General features: G+C 63.1%; 19 protein-coding genes. 10 read left to right on the top strand and 9 right to left on the bottom strand.

Annotated elements, in window-relative coordinates:
- Nucleotides 1-19: 19 nt before the first annotated feature.
- A complete protein-coding gene (locus tag B0G75_RS04125; RefSeq protein WP_106300847.1) occupies nt 20-505 on the bottom strand; it encodes a hypothetical protein in 486 nt (161 codons plus the stop codon).
- A 22-nt stretch (nt 506-527) separates the two neighbouring features.
- Nucleotides 528-1,379: an H-NS family nucleoid-associated regulatory protein gene (locus tag B0G75_RS04120; RefSeq protein ID WP_106300845.1), complete on the bottom strand. Its 852-nt coding sequence runs from the start codon at nt 1,377-1,379 to the stop codon at nt 528-530.
- Between the two features lie 603 nt (nt 1,380-1,982).
- Here B0G75_RS04120 and B0G75_RS04115 point away from each other — a divergent pair.
- Together B0G75_RS04115 and B0G75_RS04110 are read left to right on the top strand one after the other, a co-directional pair.
- On the top strand, nt 1,983-2,279 hold the full coding sequence (locus B0G75_RS04115; RefSeq protein ID WP_106300843.1) for a hypothetical protein: 297 nt from the start codon (nt 1,983-1,985) through the stop codon (nt 2,277-2,279).
- A gap of 57 nt (nt 2,280-2,336) precedes the next feature.
- A complete protein-coding gene (locus tag B0G75_RS04110) occupies nt 2,337-2,573 on the top strand; it encodes a hypothetical protein (protein WP_106300841.1) in 237 nt (78 codons plus the stop codon).
- A gap of 27 nt (nt 2,574-2,600) precedes the next feature.
- Here B0G75_RS04110 and B0G75_RS04105 read toward each other — a convergent pair whose 3' ends face one another.
- Nucleotides 2,601-3,674, bottom strand: a complete 1,074-nt coding sequence (locus B0G75_RS04105; RefSeq protein ID WP_106300839.1) for a DUF6765 family protein — start codon at nt 3,672-3,674, stop codon at nt 2,601-2,603.
- Between the two features lie 340 nt (nt 3,675-4,014).
- On the opposite strand from B0G75_RS04105, the gene B0G75_RS04100 reads away from it, so the two are divergent.
- Complete coding sequence (locus B0G75_RS04100; protein ID WP_106300837.1) at nt 4,015-4,245, top strand: DUF2964 family protein; 231 nt, start codon at nt 4,015-4,017, stop codon at nt 4,243-4,245.
- Between the two features lie 47 nt (nt 4,246-4,292).
- Here the strand turns inward: B0G75_RS04100 and B0G75_RS04095 are convergent, their stop codons facing one another.
- The 3 genes from B0G75_RS04095 to B0G75_RS04085 all read right to left on the bottom strand — a co-directional run bounded on the left by B0G75_RS04095 (nt 4,293) and on the right by B0G75_RS04085 (nt 6,130).
- A complete protein-coding gene (locus B0G75_RS04095; protein ID WP_106300835.1) occupies nt 4,293-4,754 on the bottom strand; it encodes a DUF488 family protein in 462 nt (153 codons plus the stop codon).
- Nucleotides 4,755-4,853: 99 nt separating this feature from the next.
- Entirely contained in the window at nt 4,854-5,255 is a 402-nt protein-coding gene (locus tag B0G75_RS04090) for an FKBP-type peptidyl-prolyl cis-trans isomerase (protein WP_041759096.1), read from the bottom strand.
- Entirely contained in the window at nt 5,252-6,130 is an 879-nt protein-coding gene (locus B0G75_RS04085) for a carbon-nitrogen hydrolase family protein (RefSeq protein WP_181309155.1), read from the bottom strand. The genes B0G75_RS04090 and B0G75_RS04085 overlap by 4 nt, the downstream gene beginning before the upstream one ends.
- A gap of 216 nt (nt 6,131-6,346) precedes the next feature.
- Between B0G75_RS04085 and B0G75_RS04080 the strand changes: the two genes are divergently transcribed.
- Complete coding sequence (locus tag B0G75_RS04080) at nt 6,347-8,992, top strand: ligase-associated DNA damage response DEXH box helicase (protein WP_106300833.1); 2,646 nt, start codon at nt 6,347-6,349, stop codon at nt 8,990-8,992.
- Nucleotides 8,989-9,648: a ligase-associated DNA damage response endonuclease PdeM gene (pdeM, locus tag B0G75_RS04075; RefSeq protein WP_106300831.1), complete on the top strand. Its 660-nt coding sequence runs from the start codon at nt 8,989-8,991 to the stop codon at nt 9,646-9,648. The genes B0G75_RS04080 and pdeM overlap by 4 nt, the downstream gene beginning before the upstream one ends.
- A 1,042-nt stretch (nt 9,649-10,690) precedes the next feature.
- Here the strand turns inward: pdeM and B0G75_RS40480 are convergent.
- Nucleotides 10,691-11,491, bottom strand: a complete 801-nt coding sequence (locus tag B0G75_RS40480; RefSeq protein WP_181309154.1) for a hypothetical protein — start codon at nt 11,489-11,491, stop codon at nt 10,691-10,693.
- Nucleotides 11,492-12,626: 1,135 nt separating this feature from the next.
- Between B0G75_RS40480 and B0G75_RS04055 the strand changes: the two genes are divergently transcribed.
- The 5 genes from B0G75_RS04055 (at nt 12,627) to B0G75_RS04035 (ending at nt 18,277) form a co-directional block, all read left to right on the top strand.
- Nucleotides 12,627-13,388, top strand: coding sequence for a 3-oxoacyl-ACP reductase (locus B0G75_RS04055; RefSeq protein WP_106300826.1), 762 nt, complete (start codon nt 12,627-12,629; stop codon nt 13,386-13,388).
- A 352-nt stretch (nt 13,389-13,740) separates the two neighbouring features.
- Entirely contained in the window at nt 13,741-15,129 is a 1,389-nt protein-coding gene (locus tag B0G75_RS04050) for an FAD-binding oxidoreductase (protein ID WP_106300824.1), read from the top strand.
- Nucleotides 15,130-15,344: 215 nt separating this feature from the next.
- A complete protein-coding gene (locus B0G75_RS04045) occupies nt 15,345-15,935 on the top strand; it encodes a YSC84-related protein (protein WP_106300822.1) in 591 nt (196 codons plus the stop codon).
- A 248-nt stretch (nt 15,936-16,183) separates the two neighbouring features.
- Complete coding sequence (locus B0G75_RS04040) at nt 16,184-17,671, top strand: SulP family inorganic anion transporter (protein ID WP_106300820.1); 1,488 nt, start codon at nt 16,184-16,186, stop codon at nt 17,669-17,671.
- 159 nt (nt 17,672-17,830) lie between these two features.
- Nucleotides 17,831-18,277 carry a histidine kinase gene (locus tag B0G75_RS04035; RefSeq protein WP_106300818.1) on the top strand — a complete coding sequence of 149 codons (447 nt, stop codon included), beginning with the start codon at nt 17,831-17,833 and terminating at the stop codon, nt 18,275-18,277.
- Between the two features lie 30 nt (nt 18,278-18,307).
- Here B0G75_RS04035 and B0G75_RS04030 read toward each other — a convergent pair whose 3' ends face one another.
- Together B0G75_RS04030 and B0G75_RS04025 are read right to left on the bottom strand one after the other, a co-directional pair.
- Nucleotides 18,308-19,867, bottom strand: a complete 1,560-nt coding sequence (locus B0G75_RS04030; RefSeq protein WP_106300816.1) for a methyl-accepting chemotaxis protein — start codon at nt 19,865-19,867, stop codon at nt 18,308-18,310.
- Nucleotides 19,868-20,146: 279 nt separating this feature from the next.
- Nucleotides 20,147-20,686, bottom strand: coding sequence for a YbaK/EbsC family protein (locus B0G75_RS04025; RefSeq protein ID WP_181309175.1), 540 nt, complete (start codon nt 20,684-20,686; stop codon nt 20,147-20,149).
- Nucleotides 20,687-20,882 lie beyond the last annotated feature (196 nt).

The following is a 20,882-nucleotide window of genomic DNA, read 5'->3' as shown; positions in this document are numbered from 1 at the left end:
ACCTTGCTACTCAATGTCACTACCTGACCAGCGAGAACGCTTCCCGGCTGGCTATTTCACCCGCACCGTAGACACCGACCACCGTATAGTCCGACGCCACACATTCGAAAGTGGACGCCTGAAACGTGATGACGAAATGGCGCAGCGTGGGTCCCGTCGATGCCACCGCCGCAAGCTCGGTGGCCAGCGACGAATTCATGACTTCATGAACCGAATAGCCGGTGAGACCCTGCGAGGCGAGTGGGTGAATCTCGAGATCATCGTCGCCGGGCGGACCCAGCCGATGAAATACCGTGTCCGGAAATAGCACAGCGCAAAATGGATCGTCGTCGGGATCGAACGGTCCGAACGTTTCAAAGTCGGACTCCGCAATCGGATAAGAGAGAATGACCCGGCGGTCACTCGCGACGATAAAGGGTTCGGCGGCATCTTCTGCCGGATGAGGAACGGAGTTCAGCAGGACGACCTGATCTTCCTGCTGGGTTGATTCAAGCGTACGGGTCATCTACTTCACGACTCGGTTGCGCTCATGCGCCGGCTGACGCCGGTGCGGCTGCCGGCGTGGCCGGGGTACTCGTCGCAACAGCTTTTTTGGCCGCGGCCTTACGAACCGGTGCTTTCCTGACTGCTTTGGCCACGGCGCTCTTCTTCGCCGCCGGTTTTGCGGCGCCTTTCTTTGCCGCTACTTTTCTGGTTGCCGCGGTGGCTTTCTTTGCAACCGTCTTTTTCGCCGCGCCCGCTTTCTTTGCGACGACTTTTCGAGCTGCGGCTTTCTTGCTCACTACACCGCCAGTTGCCGCCGATTTTACTTTGCCGGCCTTCTTCGCGGCTTTGTGACCCGCATCCGCCACGGTTGCCGAGGCGCTATCGATCAGAAATTTGGTGCGGTCCTTGACGGTGGCAAGCCATGCCGGCGCCGGGCCGCGGCCGCTCCAGGTCGCGCCTGTTTTCGGATTGATGTACTTGGGCGGTTGCGCGCCTTTCGGCTGACCTTTGCTGCCTTTCGCATGCGTGACAGCAGCCTTTGCCGCCGACTTCAGTTCGCTCGCGCCTTCGATCAGGAACTGGGTGCGGTCTTTTACACCGGCAATCCAACCCGGTGCGCGGCCGTGGCCCGTCCAGGTCGCGCCGGTTTTATGGTCGCGGTACTTTGCCACTGCCTTACCGGAGCTCACGGCTTTCGCCTTGCCGCCGCCATTCAAGCCTCTCGCGGCGCGCCGGGCTTTTGCCTTGGCTTCGATATCCGCGGTAGTCAGGCCATGCTTGAGCATCAGGTCACGAATCTGGTCCACCGCGACTTGCGCTTTCCTAGCCAGAAGAATGTCAGCTTGCGCCTGAAGCTTTTTAAGCTTTGCTTGGATTTGCTCTAACGTGGGCATTTGATTGCTCCTTATGTGGTAATCGATCGAACTATGCCACGAATGACGCGAGAAAGGCAGATCGGCGTGGCGATAAAAATACGACTGTGAGTCGATCATGCATCCGGTGGAGTACGAACTTTTTGGATTCTTTACTTCGTCGCCACACCTTTCTCGCTTTTGGCTTGCCACTCTCCCTTTCCTTTTACTGTCTTTCCAATTCCTGGTCCGCCTTTGCAATTCCCGGCGCGCGGCTACGACGACATTCCGTCGCACTGGAAGGCAGCCGCCGTGCATTGCGGCATGAGCCGCTTCTACTATAGGCAAGCATTAGAAGATTCAAAGGCCGGTAGTACATTTTTTATTGCCTGAGTACGTTTGCGCGTCTACCGGCTCTTATAAAAACACTTTTTTCAGCTCCGAGGTCCTGGCTTTCCCGAGATGCAATGCGCTAGCCGGCACCTTCGTAACCCCGCGTTACCAATCTCGCAGCGCTGTTTCACCTGTGTCCGGACCGCCCTTCTACACTCCAAACCGCGACTCGATGCAAAGCTCTGGAAAACCCGCAAGGGTAAAGCTGAGGCAATCGGAAGCATCGCACTTCGATATGCAAGGAGAAGGCAAATGAACAAGAAGATCATCGGCGCGGTATTCGGTCTGGCAGTGCTGGCGGCATCGTCGGCAGCCTCGGCACACGTGGATGTGGCTGTCGGAGTCGGTATTCCAGTCGGCGTGGTTGCACCGCCGCCGCCTGTTTATGTCGCGCGGGGTCTGGCTCCGGTGCCGGTTGTTTATGGCGGCTATGACGACTGGCGCGAACGCCGCGAATGGCGGGAACGCCGCGAATGGCGGGAACGCGAATGGCGCCGCGAGCATTGGCGCGAACATGAATGGCGGGAACGGCACTGGAATGGCTATTGAAATGACGCCGTATAGCGCCATGTTAGAACCCCTCTTCACTTGAACGGTACTTTCCAGATGAAAGCTGGTTACATCAGAGCCGCCCTCGCGGCGGTGGCGCTCACTTCCGCAGCGGTCGGCACGGCAAACGCGGCCGGCTGCATGAAGGGGGCGGTCGTAGGCGGAGTGGCGGGACACTATGCCGGACATCACGCGGTGGTCGGCGCGGTCGGCGGTTGTCTGGTCGGGCGGCATATGGCCAGAAAGCATGCGGAAGAGCAGGCCGCGCAACGCCAGCAAGCCAGAGTGGAATAACCCAGGTTCGGGGCGCCCGCGCCCCGGTCAGGCGATTCGCAATCCGTGCGTCGGCAGAATCTCCTGCGTGGTCACGAAGCGGTGCTGTTTGACCGCGTCGTGAAATAGACGGTAATCGCTTTTCTCGAAAGCGTCCGTCCACTCGGGTTTGTCGCCAGTATCGTCGTCGAACTTCAAACCGGTGGCTAGGTACTTCCAGGAGCCGGGACCTTTTGGCACATAGTCCGGAATCGACTCTTTCAAACCCGGAATACCGCCGGCCTTCACGACGCGGCAAATGTGCCGCAAGCGATCGTTGTCGTCCTCCAGCCGGTTCGTATTGAGCAGGTTCGTGAGCACGTCTGTCACATCGCCCGGCATGCCGGGCAGGTTCTCGAAGTCTTGCCGCCCCGCCAGATAGGCGCGCACCGCGCGGCATGCCATCTCGGCCGCTTGCACGAATTCCGGCAGGTTGTGTCGCTGGACGAACTCGTTTCTCCCGTCGATGTAATGCCATTTCGCCCACGGCTGGTCAGGATAGTGCAAGGCGGCACCGTGACCGACGGGCAGCGCAACGGTCAGCACATCCTCCTCGATGTGTTCGATCAGGTGCTCGCTGGCGCGTCTGAGTCTGGCGAACCAGCCTTTGCGGGTGCAGTCCTGAGCTTCCAGTAGATGAACCCGATTCCACGGACTTTCGATCCCGGCGAACCCCTGATGCGCCCATGTATCGACATACGTGTGAAGCGTCACGCCCAGCCGATGCAGTCCCGTTTCGGTGTCCCGGCGCAGGATCGCGCGCCGCACCACTTCGCGCGCGACCGCGCTATCCGGCCGGCACACGGCCTTTTCGTGCAACGTCGAGCCCTCGGCCGCCGGCAGAAAATGAAAGGGCGTCCACACCAGCCGGTTCTTGTCGTCCTCGGTAGTAGCGTAGTCGAACAACTTGTGCGCGGTGGCGAAGCGTTCGAACGTCTCGCCACCCTTAAAGCGCAATATGCCCGCGGTCGTCGCATCGTCCACATATTGGCAGGCGTGCGCCACGGTGATCGCGTCGTCGGCCGGCATCCCGGCCACGCGGGCGGCAATATAGACGACACCATAATGAAAGTCGATATTCATGGCTGGCGCTCCTGACGCGCGACGAATGACGACGGGGGGATTCTGGACTGCGCGGCGAGGTGGATGCCGCGTCGGCGCGTGAGTAGATAGTAGACGACCGAACGCGTCGGGACTTTAAAAAACGCGCAGCACGCTGTTTCATGCCGAGCCCGGTACGCGCGCGCCGCGTACTAAATAGACTTGCGACAATCTTTCCGCTTTTATTATTTGCGCTATCCGGCGGCTCCGCTATGCTGTGTGCCATTGGAAACCATTCGTAATGCGAAAGGGCATAACCGGGCCGCACGACTCTCTAGTCCAAACCTTCCGGCAGTACACGCTAACGCAAAGGACAATTCCCGTGAAACTCGACAATTGGAAAGAAGGCGCCAGTCCGGAACGGCGCAAGCTCGTTCGCAGCAAGCTTCATGTCTTGCTGGCCACGATTGGCACCCTGGCGTCCGTGGTGGGGATCTGCGTGGCCATTAACGGCGGACTGGAATTCAATCGCACCAAAGTTTTTATCGGAGTCGGCATTACTGTCGTCTCCACCATCGTTTATATCTCGATGCTCTTCGCGCCGGCCGATTGAAATCGGCCCTTCTCCGGTTGCACAAAGCGCCGCCATCGAACGGGTGGTTACGACAGGTGGGTAATTTTCAGGCGGCTATTCCAGCGCGAATTCAGATACTCGAGCGCCAGCCGCCGGTGGCAATGGTGTGGTAAATGTTCACTGCAAAGCAGACAAGACGAGCGGAATAGATCAACGTCCAGATTGCTTTCCACGCGCCGCCTGGCGATCAGTTCAACGTAAGCCGCGGAGAACTCGTCCCACGTCAGCTCGTTGGCCTTGTAGCGCTTGAACAAGTCGGGCTCCGGAGCCAGCTCGGGCATTTCCTGGTAAGCAGCGCCGCACAACTTGTCGAGAAAGAAAGGCAGATCCTGTTTCTTCGCGAAGCCGGCCAGTTGCGACGTGTTGCTCAGGCGAATGTCGAGCACCGTGCGCACCTGGGCGTTTTTCAGCAGATCGAAAAATTCCTGAGCCGTCTTGCCGGTAAATCCGATGCTGGCGACGGGCACGGCATTGTTTTCGCGTTTCATTGCAGGAGTACCTCGCAGTGGGCAGACGCAGTGCCCGAAAAAGAAAAGCCCCGCTGCGAAATTCGGAGCGGGGCTCAGTCTCACTTCACGTCACGCTATTTACTTGACGATACCGACCAGTTCGACCTCGAAGGTCAGGTCGCTGTTCGGCGGAATCACGCCAACGCCGCGATCGCCGTAAGCGGTCGCCGCCGGGCAGGTCAGTTTGGCCTTGCCGCCCACCTTCATCTTCTGCACGCCTTGCGTCCAGCACGGAATCACGCGATTCAGCGGGAACGTGGCCGGGCCGCCGTGTTTCGCCGAGCTATCGAACTCGGTACCGTTGGCGAGCGTGCCGCGGTAGTTGACCTTCACGACATCTTCGGCGGCCGGTTGGGCACCTGTGCCTTGCGTAAGATGTTCGACCACGACGCCGGAAGGCAGTTTTTCAGTGGTAGGCGCGGCGGCCATCGCCGTCGAAGACAGAAGAGCTGCTGCGACCAACGCAACGATAGATTTCAAATCGAGTCTCCAGATGGGTAGTGCGCCTCATTGTAACGGATCGCATGGGCCGCCTCGCCGCGCGCGCGGAAGTCCGCGAGCATCGTCTCGCGTTCGCGGACGTCTGCCAGCACAGCCGGATCGAGTAGCGCGGTAATCACTTCTTCGCGCTCGCGGCTCGCTTCTGCTATGACGTCGCCAGATGGGCTCCAGATCGCGCTTGCGCCGCACGTGGCCCAGCCGCCGGTCGTGCCGACGTGATTCGACAACAACGCATACATCGTGTTGTCGAAGGCCCGCGCGGGAAACCAGATGCGCGACTGGTGGTAGCCGGTCTGCACGCTGAAGAGCGCGCTCACCAGATACGCGTGCGCGCCGTTGACCGCCGCGTGCCGCGCGTGCTCCGCAAAGCCCGAGTCGTAGCACACGCCGAGCGCGAGGCGCCATCCGTCGAGTTCAAGTATGCGGCCTTGCGTGCCCGGACGATAGACCTTTGTCTCGCTGCTGTACAGGTATTGCTTGTGATATGAAGCGAGTTGCGCGCCGGAACGGCTGAATACGAGCGAAGAGATATGCAGGCCGTGCTCGCCGCGCGTCGCCGCACCGACGATGACAGCGATTTCACGCTGCCGGCAGATGTCCCGAATCGGTTCGAGCCGCGCGTCATGTGCATCGAAAGCATATTTCGCGGGATCGCCGGCGATCAGGTCGGGTTCGTAGCCGGTCAGGAATTTCTCGGGAAAAACCACCGGTTTTGCACCGGCGTCGGCAGCCAGAGCGGTCAATTCGACCGTTCTGGCGATGTTCCCCGTGACGTCGCCCGACACCGGTTGAGCTTGCGCAGCCGCAATTCGCAATGAGGTTTGCGGCAGCAATGCCTGTACGCGATTCAACATGCGCTCCGTGATGAAAGGACCGTTGCGATATGGCTGCGTACTTTGAACCCTTGGGTCGAGGCAACCGAAGCCCCGGCATTTAAACACGTGCAGCACGCCGCGTGTAAGTGCGAAGATGCGTGGTGAACCACCTTGGCGGTTCAGCGGTCCACATAGGTAATCCCCTCCTTCGAGTTGTTCGCCGACACGCGAATCCAATGCTAAAGAGCGCTTTCGATGACCGAGCCGGCTGACTCCGACGAGACCACGATCCCGGCGCCTTCCGCTGTGCCGGAGCGGCGCCGCGCGCCGCGGCCGCGCCGGATTCCGCGCAGCCGCGAGCAGCAAGCGCGGCTCGACGCGCGCGAACCGGCGTTTGAGCCGCTGTCTTTTTCCATCGACGAAACCGCTGCGCAGCGCCCGTTTGCCGAGAAGCTCGGCGAGTGGTTCGAGGCGCGCCGTTGGCAGCCATTCGAATTTCAACGCGAGGTCTGGCAGGAAATCGGCCGCGGCGCGAGCGGTTTGCTGCACGCGACGACCGGCGCCGGCAAAACATGGGCCGTCTGGTTCGGCGCACTGGCCACTTTCGCCGCCACGCCAGGTGCGCGAAAGCGCAGCACGCCCCGCACGCAGCCGGAGCCGCTCACGGTGCTATGGATCACGCCGATGCGCGCGCTCGCCGCGGACACGGCACGCGCGTTGCAAACCTCGGCGGCGGAACTGGCCGTGCCGTGGAGCGTCGGTTTGCGCACCGGCGACACGTCGTCGGCCGAGCGCGCGCGGCAGAACCGGCGCATGCCGTCGGCACTGGTCACGACACCGGAAAGTCTCTCGCTCATCCTCACTCGCCCCGATGCACACGATGTGCTTGCACACGTGCGGCTCGTGATCGTCGACGAATGGCATGAGCTGCTCGGCAACAAGCGTGGCACGCAAACGCAACTCGCGCTCGCTCGTCTTGCGCACTGGCGGCCTGAATTGCAGGTATGGGGCTTATCGGCGACGCTCGGCAACCTGTCCTTCGCCGGCGACGTGTTGCTCGCGCCCGTGAAGACGCCACGCGTGAGCGTGCATGGCGCGCTGCCGAAAGCACTGATCGTCGATACGGTGATTCCCGAGACTATCGAGCGGTTTCCGTGGGGCGGCCATGTGGGCATGCGCCAGGTCGGCGCCGTGGCCGAGGCGATCGGCGAGGCTCAGACCTCGCTCGTGTTTACCAATACACGCTCGCAATGCGAAGTCTGGTATCAGGCGCTGCTTGAAGCGCGGCCCGAATGGGCCGGCCTGATCGCGCTGCATCACGGCTCGCTCGATCAGGAAGTGCGCGAATGGGTCGAGCGTGGCCTCAAGAGCGGCTTGCTGAAAGTGGTGGTGTGCACGTCGAGCCTCGACCTCGGCGTCGACTTTCTGCCGGTGGAGCGCGTGTTTCAGATCGGCTCGCCCAAGGGCGTCGCGCGTTTGATGCAGCGCGCGGGGCGTTCGGGTCACGCGCCGGGGCGGCCGTCGCGTGTCACGATCGTGCCGACGCATGCGCTCGAACTGGTCGAAGCCGCCGCCGCGCGCGAGGCCGTCGAGAAGCGTCAGATAGAAGGCCGCGAAACGCCTGAGAAACCGTTCGACGTGCTGGTGCAGCATCTCGTCACCGTGGCGATCGGCGGCGGTTTCGACGCGCGCGAACTATATGGCGAAATTCGCAGCACCTATGCGTACCGTCAACTGACGCAGGCGGAGTTCGACTGGGCGCTAGGCTTCGTCGAAGGCGGCGGCACGGCGTTGCGCGCGTATCCCGACTACCATCGCGTGGTGCGCGAAAGCGATGGCATGTACCACGTGCCGCGCGAGGATCTGGTGCGAAGGCATCGCAACAATATCGGCACCATCGTCGCAAACGGCACGTTGAATGTCGCTTATCTCTCGGGCGGCCGGATCGGCGCGATCGAGGAATCGTTTATTTCACGGCTGAAACCGGGCGATATTTTTACTTTCGGCGGACGTGCACTCGAATTGATCCGCGTGCAGGATATGACCGCATGGGTGCGGCGCGCGACATCGTCGCGTGGAGCCATGCCGCAATGGGCGGGCAGCCGTATGCCGCTTTCGTCCGAACTCGCCGACGCCACGCTGACGATGCTCGCACGCGCCGCCACCGGCATCTACGACGAACCGGAAATGCGCGCCGTGCGGCCGCTGCTCGAATTGCAGCAGAAGTGGTCGGCCTTGCCGGAGCCGGGCGTGCTGGTGGTGGAGTTGGTGAAATCGCGCGAAGGGCATCATTTCTTTTGCTATCCGTTTGCCGGGCGCACGGCGCATATCGGTTTGGGCGCACTGCTCGCATGGCGCGTCGCGCGCGAAAAACCGGGCACCTTTTCTATTTCTATGAACGACTACGGCTTCGAGCTGTTGTCCGCGCAACCATTCGATTGGGCGGCGCAACTCGAAAGCGGATTGCTCTCGCCCAAAGAACTGGATCACGACATACTCGCCAGTCTCAATTCGTCGGAACTCTCGATGCGGCGTTTTCGCGAGATTGCGCGCGTGTCGGGGCTGGTGTTTCAGGGGCATCCGGGGCAGCAGAAGAGCGCGCGGCAATTGCAAGCGTCGAGTGGTCTCTTCTACGAGATCTTTCGCAATCACGATCGCGGCAATCTATTGCTCAACCAGGCCGACGATGAAGTACTGCTGCAGGAACTCGACGCCCGCCGCATTCGCATTGCGCTCGAACGCATGAACGCGAGCCGGGTGGTCGTCACGCGGCCGAAAAAGCCGACGCCGTTTGCATTTCCGCTGATTGTCGGACGCCTGCGGGAGAAGGTCAGCACGGAGAAGCTCGCGGATCGTGTCGAGCGGATGCTGGCCGAACTCGAAAAGGCGGCTCGCGTATGAAGCCGGCTTCGTTGCCGGTGGAGATCGCCGGGCATCCTCTCGTGCTGTCGAGCCTGCGCGCGATGTTCGATCCGGCGCTGCGCTGTCTGTTCGTCGCCGATGCGCATTTCGGCAAGGACGCCGTGTTTCGCGCACGCGGCATTCCGGTGCCGATCGGTTCGACCGCCGACAACCTGATGCGCCTGGATATTCTGATCGCCGAGTTCGAACCGGCCATGCTGGTGTTTCTCGGCGATCTGCTGCATGCGCGCGAGGCGCACGCCAGTGAGACACTCGACGCATTGCGTGCCTGGCGCGCGCGGCATGCGCGGCTCCGGGTCGTGCTGGTCGAAGGCAATCACGACCGGCATGCGGGCGCGCTGCCGGCGACGCTCGAGGTCGAGTATGTGCAGGAGCCTTGGCGAGTGGGACCGTGGGCGCTGTGTCATTACCCGCAGAAAGTGGAAGGTGCGTACGCGCTCGCGGGGCATGTTCATCCGGTGTATCGGATTGCGACGCGCAACGATTCGGTACGGGTTCCGTGTTTCCGGTTCGGGACGGCGTGCGGTGTGTTGCCTGCGTTTGGGAGCTTTACTGGAGGAACGCGTGAGGACGGCCGTGTCGCTGGGGAGAAGGTTTTTCTGGTGGTGCAGGAGAGGGTGATTGAAGTGGTGTGACGAGCGATTTCGTACTGGTTTTTGAGCGACCAGCTTGCGGAGGTTCACGATGGGAGCGAGCGGACGGTAGTCGTTCGCTCGCTCCGGTTGGCATCGGTAGGGAGGCCGGTTTCCCGGCCTCCGTGCGATGAAGGAGCGTCACTCCGTTAGTGGTTGCCGCCGCCGTGGCCTCCGCCACCACCGCCGTAGCCGCCACCGTGGCCGCCGAAGCCGCCGCCGTGGCCTGAGCCAAAGCCGCCGCCGAAGCCGCCACCATGGCCCTGGCCGCCGTTGCCTGAGCCTGGGCCATTTCCGCCCTTGCCGCCGTCACCGCCGTGACCGTGGCCACCTGCGCCAGGACCACCGTTGCCACCGTTGCCACCGTTGCCTGGGCCGCCTGCGCCGGGGCCGCCGTTGCCGCCGTTGCCGCCATTGCCCGGGCCGCCTGCGCCAGGGCCACTGCCGCCCTTGCCGCCGTTGCCGGTGCCACCATTGCCGCCATTGCCCGGGCCGCCCGCGCCTGCACCAGGGCCTCCGTTGCCACCGTTGCCCGGGCCGCCTGCGCCAGGACCGCCGTTGCCCGAGCCACCTGCGCCAGGACCGCCGCCACCCTTGCCGCCGTTGCCGGAGCCGCCGTTACCGCCGTTCCCCGGGCCGCCTGCGCCAGGACCACCGTTGCCTGAACCACCTGCGCCAGGACCGCCGCCACCCTTGCCGCCGTTGCCGGAGCCGCCGTTACCGCCGTTGCCCGGGCCGCCCGCGCCAGGTCCGCCGTTGCCCGAACCACCTGCGCCAGGACCGCCGCCACCCTTGCCGCCGTTGCCGGAGCCGCCGTTGCCGCCGTTGCCGCCGTTGCCCGCGCCGCCTGCGCCGGGACCACCGTTGCCTGAGCCACCTGCGCCAGGACCACTGCCACCCTTGCCGCCGTTGCCGGAGCCACCGTTACCGCCGTTGCCCGGTCCGCCTGCGCCAGGACCGCTGCCGCCCTTGCCGCCGTTGCCGGAACCACCGCTGCCGCCATTCCCCGGGCCGCCTGCGCCAGGACCGCCATTGCCCGAACCGCCTACGCCGGCACCGCTTCCTCCCTTGCCGCCGTCGCCGTGGCCGCCTTCTCCATGGCCACCGTTGCCAGAGCTGCCTGCACCAGGACCGTTTCCGCCCTTGCCACCATCGCCGTGGCCACCTTCGCCCTTGCCACCGTCACCATGGCCACCGTCGCCCTTGCCACCATCTCCATGGCCACCGTCGCCATGACCACCTTCTCCATGGCCGCCGTCACCGTGGCCATGACCGCCATCTCCATGGCCACCATCTCCGTGACCGCCATCTCCGTGGCCGCCATCTCCGTGACCGCCATCTCCGTGGCCGCCATCTCCGTGACCGCCATCTCCGTGACCGCCATCTCCGTGGCCGCCATCTCCGTGACCGCCATCTCCGTGACCGCCATCTCCGTGACCATGGCCACCATCTCCATGGCCGCCATCTCCGTGACCGCCGTCTCCGTGACCGCCGTCTCCGTGACCGCCGTCTCCGTGACCGCCGTCTCCGTGGCCGCCGTCTCCGTGGCCGCCGTCTCCGTGGCCGCCGTCTCCGTGGCCATGGCCACCATCGCCATGACCGCCATCGCCGTGGCCACCGTCACCATGACCGTCGCCGCCATGGCCATGACCGCCGTCACCATGATGACCGCCATCGCCGTGGTGACCATGATGACCGTGGTGTCCGTGATGGCCATGACCATGACCGCCGCCGTCGCCACCGTCACCTCCGTCGCCACCGCCACCTCCATCGCCGCCGTCACCTCCATTCCCGCCGGTCCCGCCGCCATCACCGCCTGTGCCGGTTCCGCCGTTACCACCGCCATTACCACCGCCGCTTCCCGTACTCCCAGAACCGAGTCCGGACGAGCCTGAGCCATTCCCGCCGCTATTGCCCGCGGTCGCCGTCCCTGTCGACGATGTCCCGTTGCCGCTTTGCGTGCTCCCGGCCGATACCGCCCCCAACCCACCCGGGGCGAATCCACTTCCACCAGGCATCACGAGGCTTCGGCTTTGCCGAACGCAACCGGGCGAGTCCGGACAATCACCCGGCAACGCTTGCGCCAACATCATCACGTTCGAACTGACCGACGGCGCGGCCGACGCTGCCGGATTCGTTTGCGCACCCGCCATCGCCGCATACAGACTCACAGCAACTGCGAATACCGCCCGGCGCGTCCCCAGCGCCAGCGCGTCCCCGTTTTGCTTTTTCATTTCTTTCTCCTAACTATATGCTTTTAGCGACCGGCCCTGTAACAAGCGAATCTCTGTTCACTGTTAAAAATGAAACCTCAACGCCCAGTCGTCATTGCCTCGCGTCACGCTAAAAACACATGACTTTCGGCATCTCTCGCGCGGAAAACCCCGGTCCGATTCAACGTGATTCGAGAGAAGACAACGGGCTGTGCGTCAACCCCGATTTTGAAAACGCACAGCTGGGCCTGATGGACGTTGAAGTTATTCGCAGTGCCATTCAGCGACCGTGCGCTACCCCACGCAATGCGATATCGCTGCGGTTTTTACGACGAATTGCGCATCGGAACTGTCAGAGATCGTCAACTACCGGATCTATAAAACAGGAGGGAATGCATTCCTTTAGATATGCACTCCAAACTATTATTCTTTTACATCATCCTTAATCAACTCGATCAGATGAACCAAGACCGGGTTCGAATGCTTCGCATACGTGCGAATCCGAACACAAAAGATAAATTGCACATTCACGAGTGCGCGCAATCACACAGACGGCGCAACCCGGACTATTTACCCTCCGCCATAATCACCCCCGACTTCAGCAACGCACAAAACCGTCGAGTGAATAAAAGCATTCCGTCATCGGATCGGCCGCCACCCCCTTTTCTGAATTCGTCCGCGCTATATGCGCCATCGCACGGACCGGGTGCGAATTCTGATTCGGGCGACAATACGAGCATCGCAACTCCACCGGCAACGGGAAAACAGATGCTTCTATCCGAACAATGGGTGCTGGTCACCGGCGGCGCTCGCGGACTCGGCGCGGCGATCACGCGCGCGCTGGTGCGCGAAGGCGCGAGCGTGGTCGTCAACTACCGCAACAGCGAAACATCGGCGCTCGCACTGAAAGACGAATTCGGCGATCGGGTGTTGCCACTTCGAGCGGACGTCACGGACGCGGCCGCCGTCGCGCGCCTGTTTGACAAAGCGCAGACGCGAACCGGCCAACCCATCGTGTCCGTGGTCAACAATGCACTGGCCGACTTCCAGTTCGATGGCGACGCTCGCCCGAAAATCGACTCCATCGCCTGGGCGCGTTTCCAGCAGCAACTCGACGGTTCGCTCAAAGGCGCGCTCAATACGATCCAGGCGGCCGTTACCGGCATGCGTTCGCGTGGGTTCGGCCGCATCGTCAACGTGGGAACCAATCTGTTTCAGAATCCCGTCGTTCCCTATCACGACTACACGGCGGCCAAAGCGGCGCTGTTGTCGCTCACGCGCACCGCTGCCCACGATCTCGGTCCGCACGGCATTACGGTGAACATGGTGTCGGGCGGACTGCTGCGCACCACCGACGCGAGCGCGGCCACGCCAGAATTCGTCTTCGACCTGATCGCGAGTTCCACGCCAGTGCGCCGCGTCACGACACCTGAGGAATTCGCGGATGCGGTGCTGTTCTTCCTGTCGCCGTGGTCACGCGCGGTGACCGGCCAGAACCTGATCGTCGACGGCGGCCTCGTGAAGGGCTAGGCGGGTCGTTCACCACTCGCGCGGTTCCCACGCACGGGCGAGCCGCACCGTGAAGTGTCGCCGCGCACCCACCACGCAGCGGCGCAACCAACACTTTCCCGCAGTATCTTTTTCCGAAGCATTTCCACCATCCGTGGCGCCGGACGGGTTATCGTCACCGGTAAGGCCTGCGCAAGCTTGTCGCGCCAGCTCTTGCGCCGAATCGGTAAAAAACGCGGGTTTACCTCTGTTTGAGTTCAGGAGGCAGGCTCGTTTACTGGACGCAAAATAAGCCTTCAGGACACTTCCAATTTGCTTTGGTCAGCTGAATAGTGTTCTGCGAATCTCTTCCACTATTTCAGGAGATTGAGCCATGGTTAATGTGTCCAGCAGCGCCGTCGACGAATTGAAAACCGCTATACGCGGCCAGGTTCTGTTGCCGGGCGACGCAACCTTCGAAGTAGCACGCAGCATCTGGAACGCGATGATCGACCGTCATCCTGCGATCATCCTGCGTTGCGCGGGCGTTGCCGACGTACGCCAGGGCGTGGCCTTCGCGCGCGATAACGGCTTGCCGCTCGCGATTCGCGGCGGCGGCCACAACATCGGCGGCAGCGCATTGTGTAACGACGGCGTCGTGCTCGACCTGTCGCAAATGAAATCGGTGCAGATCGATCCCACGGCACGTCGCGCTTATGTCGAACCGGGCGCGACGCTGCACGATTTCGATCATGAAGCGCAGGCCTTCGGGCTCGCCACGCCGCTCGGCATCAACTCGACTACCGGTGTCGCGGGCCTGACGCTCGGCGGCGGCTTCGGCTGGCTGAGCCGCAGATATGGCATGACGGTGGACAACCTGGTGTCGGCCGACGTCGTCACAGCCGAAGGCGAACTGGTCCACGCAAGCGCCGATTCGCACCAAGACCTGTTCTGGGCGATTCGCGGCGGCGGCGGCAATTTCGGCGTCGTCACGCGCTTCGAGTTCGCCCTGCATCCGGTCGGACCGCTGGTCTACGGCGGCCTCGTGGTTCTGCCGATCGAGCAGGCAAGGGACGCTCTGCTCAAATACCGCGCGGCGAACGCCACCATGCCGAAGGAACTGAGCGTGTGGGCCGTGCTGCGGCTCGCGCCGCCGTTGCCATTTCTGCCGGCCGAAGTCCACGGCAAGCCGGTGATCGTCTTCGCAATGTGCTATACCGGCGCCGTTGAAAGCGGTCCGTCCACGGTGGAATTCGTACGCGCCTTCGGAACGCCGCTCGGTGAACATCTCGGACCGATGCCGTATGTCATGTGGCAGCAGGCGTTCGACCCGCTGCTCGCGCCCGGCGCACGCAACTACTGGAAGTCGCACAACCTCGTCGACATCCCGGACGGCCTCATCGACGCGCTGCTCAACGCGATCGACAACCTGCCGTCGCCGCAATGCGAGATTTTCTTCGGGCAGATCGGCGAACAGACCCAAAGCGTTCCCGTCGAGGCCACCGCCTATTCGAGCCGCGACACGGTGTACGCGATGAACGTGCACGGCCGCTGGGACGATGCGAGCGACGACGCGCGCTGCGTCGGCTGGGCCCGGGCATTTTTCGATGCCGCGGCGCCGTTCGCGCTGGGCAGCGTCTACGTCAACTTCATGACGGAAGAAGAAGGCGGACGCGTCGCCGATGCGTACGGGCCGAACTACGAACGCCTCGTCACTGTAAAAAACCGCTACGATCCACGCAACCTGTTCCGCCACAACCAGAACATCCGGCCGTCGGCGTAGTCATAGATGGCGAGGCAATGGGCGCCGGTATTTCGCTCGCTGCCCTCGCCAGACAGGTGCGGGACCCCGCCGTGAACACTCGCACGGCGGGGCCGGGCACGTTACGTGCTGGTTAGCAATTGACGTACGGGCCTGTCGGCGTCACGCCCTTACCGCCTGAATGGAAACGAACAACGCCACTTTCATCACGCCAATAACGCAAAAGGAAAACAATCATGCGCAGACGACAATTCATCATGACCACCAGCGCCGCGCTAGCCACTGCGGGGCTCGGCCTTGCCGGCTGCACGACGACGTCGCCGTCCTCGAGCGCATCGCCTTCGGCTAACGCGGGCAAGCGGGACAGCATCAACGCGGGGGTCGATTCCACGCTGTCGCGTCTCTACGAAAACGTCAACGGCTCACGTGAACTGGTCGCCAAGGCACGCGGCGTTCTGGTGTTCCCGAACGTCATTTCGGCGGGCTTCTGGATCGGCGGCCAATACGGCGAAGGCGCACTTCGCGTGGGTGGCCGCACGGCGGGTTACTACAGCACGGTCGCGGGTTCGTTCGGTTTGCAGATCGGCGCGCAATCCAAGGCCCTCATCTTCCTGTTCATGACGCAGGAAGCGCTCGACAAATTCACGAGCAGCCAGGGCTGGGCAGCCGGCGCGGACGCCACCGTCGCATTGCTGAAGATCGGCGCGAACGGCGCAGTCGACACCTCGACAGCCACCAGCCCGGTCGAAGCCTTTGTGCTGACGAACGGCGGCCTGATGGCCGGCGTATCGCTCGAGGGCACGAAGGTGTCGCGTCTGATGATCTGAATCTGAGCGCGCACGCGCATTGCCGGACAGCCGCCTCGCCGGCTGTCCGGCATCTGTCTAACGCGCGGCGCGGCGGTTGTCGTCGCGGCACCCGCCTCCCGGTCATCCACACCGCACTGCTGTAAAATCCACGCTTTTTGCAATCTTGCCCGGCCATCGTTGCGCCCAGGCCGGGACACTCATCTGTCCGCAGACGTGCGTCTCTCTTGCATGCACGCCGTTACCCCGGACTTCCCACCTCGCTGAAGATGAACACCGCTCGTCCCCCTCACGGCTGGCTGGCCACGCTGCCCGGCATCAAAAGCAATGTCCTCGCAGGACTCACTTCTTCGTTCGCGCTGGTGCCGGAATGCATCGCCTTCGCGCTGGTCGCCCATCTCAATCCGTTGATGGGCCTGTACGGCGCCTTCTTCATCTGCGCCATCACGGCGTTGTTCGGCGGACGGCCCGGCATGATTTCCGGAGCCGCCGGTTCGATGGCGGTGGTCATCGTGGCGCTGGTCGTGCAACACGGTGCGCAATATCTGCTTGCCACGGTGATCCTCAGCGGCATCCTGATGGTGCTGTTCGGCGCGCTGCGGCTCGGCAAACTGATCCGCATGGTCCCGCATCCGGTGATGCTCGGCTTCGTCAACGGACTGGCGATCATCATCGCGATGGCGCAACTCGCGCACTTCAGGCAGAGCACGCCGCAAGGCGAACAATGGCTGCACGGCAGCGCGCTGCTGACGATGTGCGGACTCGTCGCGCTGACCATGGCGATCGTCTATCTGCTGCCGCGGCTTACGCGCGCGGCACCGCCCGCGCTGGTGGCGATCGTCGGGGTGGGTCTCTTCACGCAGTGGCTGCATGTGCCGACGCGCACGCTCGGCGACATGGCGCACATTGCGGGCGGTCTGCCGAGTCTGCATATGCCGGGCGTCCCGCTGAATCTGGACACGCTGCACATCGTGCTGCCCTACGGGGTGCTGATGGCGGTCGTCGGTCTGCTGGAAACGCTGCTCACCTTCAATCTGACTGATGAAATCACCGAAACGCGCGGCCAGCCGAATCGTGAATGCCTCGCGCTCGGCGCCGCGAATATCGCCTCGGGTCTGTTCGGCGGCATGGGTGGTTGCGCCATGATCGGCCAGACCATGATCAATCTGAATTCAGGCGGCCGCTCGCGCCTGTCGGGTATCGTCAGCGGCGTGATGATCCTGATGTACATCCTGTTCCTGTCGCCGCTGATCGAACGCATTCCGCTGGCGGCGCTGGTCGGCGTGATGTTCGTAGTGGCGCAACAGACTTTCGCGTGGGGCTCGCTGCGGGTGCTGGGCAAAGTGCCGCGCAACGACGCGCTGGTGATTTTGGCGGTCACCATCATCACCGTGTTTTCCGATCTGGCGATCGCCGTGTTGTGCGGCATCGTGATTGCCGCGCTCAATTTTGCGTGGCAGCACGCCCGTGAAATTCACGCGCACGTCGAAGATCGCGCCGGCGACAAGATTTACGCGCCGCGCGGCACCCTGTTTTTCGCATCGACCACCCGTTTTCACGAGCTCTTCGATCCGGCAAAAGATCCCGCGCGCGTCACGGTCGACTGCCGCGATCTGCTGCTGGCCGATCATTCGGCTCTGGCGGCACTGCAGGGCCTAGTCGAACGTTATCGAAAAGCCGGCAAGGAATTACGTATGAAGAATTTGTCCGAACGCAACCGGCGACTGCTGAGTCGCGCTGGTATTGCGCTGGCTTGACGGACTGGGACGCACACCCGAAACGTTGCGCGCGCAACCTGACGGATTAACACCGTGAATTGGCGCCCGGTGCAAACACTGGCCGAAGGCAACATTTCCCTGGACCACCGGTTTTTCGTACTACAGTAGACGTTCTACGTGCAGTCTTCGGAGGCCACCGTGACACGGCGCGTATCGCTTAACGACGAAACCGAGTTTGCCATCTGGAAACGCAGAAGCACCGCGGATAGCGGGCAGTCGCATCGCATCCTGATAGGACATCGCGACAAGGCGATCGGCGAATCGCTGGTCCTGTCGCTTTCGCTGAAGGGCTACGAAGCGATCTATGCCGCCGATCTGATCAAGGTGCAAAGTTTTTTGAAGTGGTGGAAGCCGCACGCGGTTTTACTCGACACGCGGCTCGACTCCGTTTCCAGCTACGAATTCGCGCGCGCCGCGCGCGCGGAACGATCCAACGCCGACGTCCTGATTCTGGCCATGAGCAACGTCTGGCCACTCGACCCGGTCAGCCTGCTGAAAGACGCCGGTTTCGACGGCCATTGCCGGCGCCCCTGTTCACTATGGCGCCTGGCGGATATCCTCGAACACCACTTCGCCCGGCACTGAGCGGCCGCTCAATAGCTGGTCAATGGCAGGTCAGCGACTTTCCGGCAGCGTGAACACAGCAATCGCCGCACTGAGCTGTCCGGTCTGCGCCTTCAGCACATCCGCTGACGCGCTCGCTTCCTCCACCAGCGCTGCGTTCTGCTGGGTCGTCTGATCCATGCTCGCCACCGCGATGTTGACCTGCTCGATGCCCGAGCTTTGCTCCACCGAAGCCGCGCTGATCTCGCCCATGATGTCCGTCACGCGACGCACCGCCTGCACGACTTCATGCATGGTTTCGCCGGCGCGGCTCACATACTGCGAGCCGCCTTCGATCTGCGCCGCGGACTCTTCGATCAGCGTCTTGATCTCCTTCGCGGCCGCCGCGCTGCGCTGCGCGAGGCTGCGCACTTCGCCAGCGACCACCGCGAAGCCGCGCCCTTCCTCGCCTGCGCGCGCTGCTTCGACCGCCGCGTTCAAAGCAAGAATATTGGTCTGAAACGCGATCCCCTCGATCACGCCGATGATGTCGCCAATCCGATGCGACGATTGCGAAATGCCGCGCATCGTCTCGACCACCTGGCCGACCACTTCGCCGCCGCGCGCAGCTGTCTCCGACGCGTTATGCGCCAACTGGCTCGCCTGCTTCGCGTTGTCGGCGTTCTGCTTCACGGTCGCGGTGATCTGCTCCATGCTCGACGCGGTTTCGCCGAGCGCGGTGGCCTGCTGCTCGGTGCGGCGCGACAGGTCCGCATTGCCGGCGGCGATTTCGTTGGACACTGTCGAGATCAGCGTCGCGCCGCCGCGAATCTGTGCGATCGCGTGTGCGAGGCGCTGCTGCATGCGCTGCATCGCGGCGAGCAGGCTGGTTTCGTCGCCGGCCTTCGTCTCCACGATCACGTCTAGCTCACCGTCGGCGATGCGCGCGGCGATACGCGCCGCGTATGCCGGCTCGCCGCCGAGTTGCCGCAAGATGCTGCGCAGGATCACGCCGATCACGAGCGACACCACCAGGCACAGCAGCAACGCGGCGCCCACGTACTGGATGAGCGTGGTGTAGAACGCGGCGTCGATATCGTCGGTGAAAACGCCGGTGACGATCGTCCAGTCCCAAGGCTTGTACAGCCGCACGTAGTTGATCTTCGGGGCCATTTCGTTGGAGCCCGGTTTCAGGAACTGCAAGTGGATGAAGCCTTCGCCTTCGCGCTGGGCGAGATCGGAGCCGTCCTTGAACACATGGCGCCCTTGCGGGTCGGTGAAGCCGCTCATGTCCTTGCCTTCGAGGTCGGCCCGCACGCCGTGCATCAGCACGTGGGCGTGCGCGTCCTCGATCACGAGATAGCCGCCCGCGCCGTCGTAGCGCATCGCGCGCAGATCGGCCATTGCCGTGCGTTGCGCGTCGGCGAGCGGCATCGAACCCGCGGCGACCAGGCCGTTATAGCGATCCAGCACGCTGTAGGCGACGCTGACCACGCTCTTCAGTTCGGCCTGACGGTCGGCGATCATCGTGTCGCGTGTTTTGAAAGCGCCCCACAGGCCGATTGCCAGAATACCCATGCACATGACTGCCAGCGCAAGCCAAAGCCGCACCTTCAGGCGAAACCGTTCCATCTCCGTATCCCTTGTACTTGTCGTCGACGCGCCGCTCGCGGCGGACGCCGCGGCGGTTCATGTCACTCTTTGGATTAACGGCGGAACGGGGGAAAACTTCAGGCTTTGCCGGTCGGCTTCGAGCGCCGGGCAAGGGCGAGTGCGGGGCAGCCCCTGACAGGAGCGCTGAGCTGGCTGACTCCGCTTACTCGCTGGCGCGGCTCACGCCGCTTACTAATAGACACGTGTGCAGCGGCCCTTCACTTAAATTGATGTCGTGCTTGCGGATCGAACCGGGCCTCACTCCGCCGGCAGCGTCAACGCGGCAACTTCACAGCGCGGCCACCGCCGCAATACGTCGGGCGACAGCAACAACTTGGCCGCTCGCACGCCCGCGCCCATGACGATCTGGGTCCGCTCCATGACGGCGGCATCGACGAGAATGCGCCAGTTGTCCGGCAGGCCGAAGGCCGTGATACCGCCGAACTCCATGCCGCTGTGCTCGACCGCCGCCTCGCGCCTGGCGAACGAAAGCCGCTGCGCGCCCAGCGCCGCCTTCACCGCACCGTTGATGTCGAGCCGCAGCGAACCGAGCGAGACCACCGCCGCGTAGTGCTCGCCGCCCTCTTTCTTGTAGCGGATCACGATCGTGTTCGCGCAGTCTTCCAGGCCGAAGCCGTAGCGCTCGCTGAATGCGGCGGTATCCGACGCGTCGTCGGTGACGGAGAAAACCGTGATGCCTTGCGCCGGCAATTGTTCGACCACATGCGCAGGCAAATGCGCGCCCAATTGTTCCGGTGCAATGACGTCCAGCCGCTGTACGAGTTCGTGCGAGTGCATAGTGAGCAAGTGTATGAAGATCCTCCGCATTCTAACGGCACTCCTCGCCCGAGATGTGCCGCCGGTGCCGGCACGCGGGCGGCGCGCGCCGGTCGCGCTTGTTATAGTGACAGGCACAAGGTTTGCGCAACGCTTGAACGCGAAGACTGCGGCGAAGCTGCCCGATCTGTCCGCACACACCCGGTCCGGACCCGCC

Origin of the sequence: Paraburkholderia sp. BL18I3N2, from assembly GCF_003001875.1 — a bacterium.
GTDB classification, from domain to species: Bacteria; Pseudomonadota; Gammaproteobacteria; order Burkholderiales; family Burkholderiaceae; genus Paraburkholderia; species Paraburkholderia phytofirmans.
This window is presented reverse-complemented; position numbering and strand designations above follow the sequence as displayed.

Excerpts from the sequence above, each read along its gene's own strand:
- B0G75_RS04120 (WP_106300845.1), bottom strand. The coding sequence starts at position 1,379 with ATGCCCACGTTAGAGCAAATCCAAGCAAAGCTTAAAAAGCTTCAGGCG.
- pdeM (WP_106300831.1), top strand. The coding sequence starts at position 8,989 with ATGAAGCCGGCTTCGTTGCCGGTGGAGATCGCCGGGCATCCTCTCGTG.
- B0G75_RS04095 (WP_106300835.1), bottom strand. The coding sequence starts at position 4,754 with ATGAAACGCGAAAACAATGCCGTGCCCGTCGCCAGCATCGGATTTACC.
- B0G75_RS04085 (WP_181309155.1), bottom strand. The coding sequence starts at position 6,130 with ATGTTGAATCGCGTACAGGCATTGCTGCCGCAAACCTCATTGCGAATT.
- B0G75_RS04125 (WP_106300847.1), bottom strand. The coding sequence starts at position 505 with ATGACCCGTACGCTTGAATCAACCCAGCAGGAAGATCAGGTCGTCCTG.
- B0G75_RS04040 (WP_106300820.1), top strand. The coding sequence starts at position 16,184 with ATGAACACCGCTCGTCCCCCTCACGGCTGGCTGGCCACGCTGCCCGGC.
- B0G75_RS40480 (WP_181309154.1), bottom strand. The coding sequence starts at position 11,491 with ATGGCGGTGGTAACGGCGGAACCGGCACAGGCGGTGATGGCGGCGGGA.
- B0G75_RS04080 (WP_106300833.1), top strand. The coding sequence starts at position 6,347 with ATGACCGAGCCGGCTGACTCCGACGAGACCACGATCCCGGCGCCTTCC.
- B0G75_RS04110 (WP_106300841.1), top strand. The coding sequence starts at position 2,337 with ATGAAAGCTGGTTACATCAGAGCCGCCCTCGCGGCGGTGGCGCTCACT.
- B0G75_RS04115 (WP_106300843.1), top strand. The coding sequence starts at position 1,983 with ATGAACAAGAAGATCATCGGCGCGGTATTCGGTCTGGCAGTGCTGGCG.
- B0G75_RS04050 (WP_106300824.1), top strand. The coding sequence starts at position 13,741 with ATGGTTAATGTGTCCAGCAGCGCCGTCGACGAATTGAAAACCGCTATA.
- B0G75_RS04030 (WP_106300816.1), bottom strand. The coding sequence starts at position 19,867 with ATGGAACGGTTTCGCCTGAAGGTGCGGCTTTGGCTTGCGCTGGCAGTC.
- B0G75_RS04045 (WP_106300822.1), top strand. The coding sequence starts at position 15,345 with ATGCGCAGACGACAATTCATCATGACCACCAGCGCCGCGCTAGCCACT.
- B0G75_RS04105 (WP_106300839.1), bottom strand. The coding sequence starts at position 3,674 with ATGAATATCGACTTTCATTATGGTGTCGTCTATATTGCCGCCCGCGTG.
- B0G75_RS04055 (WP_106300826.1), top strand. The coding sequence starts at position 12,627 with ATGCTTCTATCCGAACAATGGGTGCTGGTCACCGGCGGCGCTCGCGGA.
- B0G75_RS04025 (WP_181309175.1), bottom strand. The coding sequence starts at position 20,686 with ATGCACTCGCACGAACTCGTACAGCGGCTGGACGTCATTGCACCGGAA.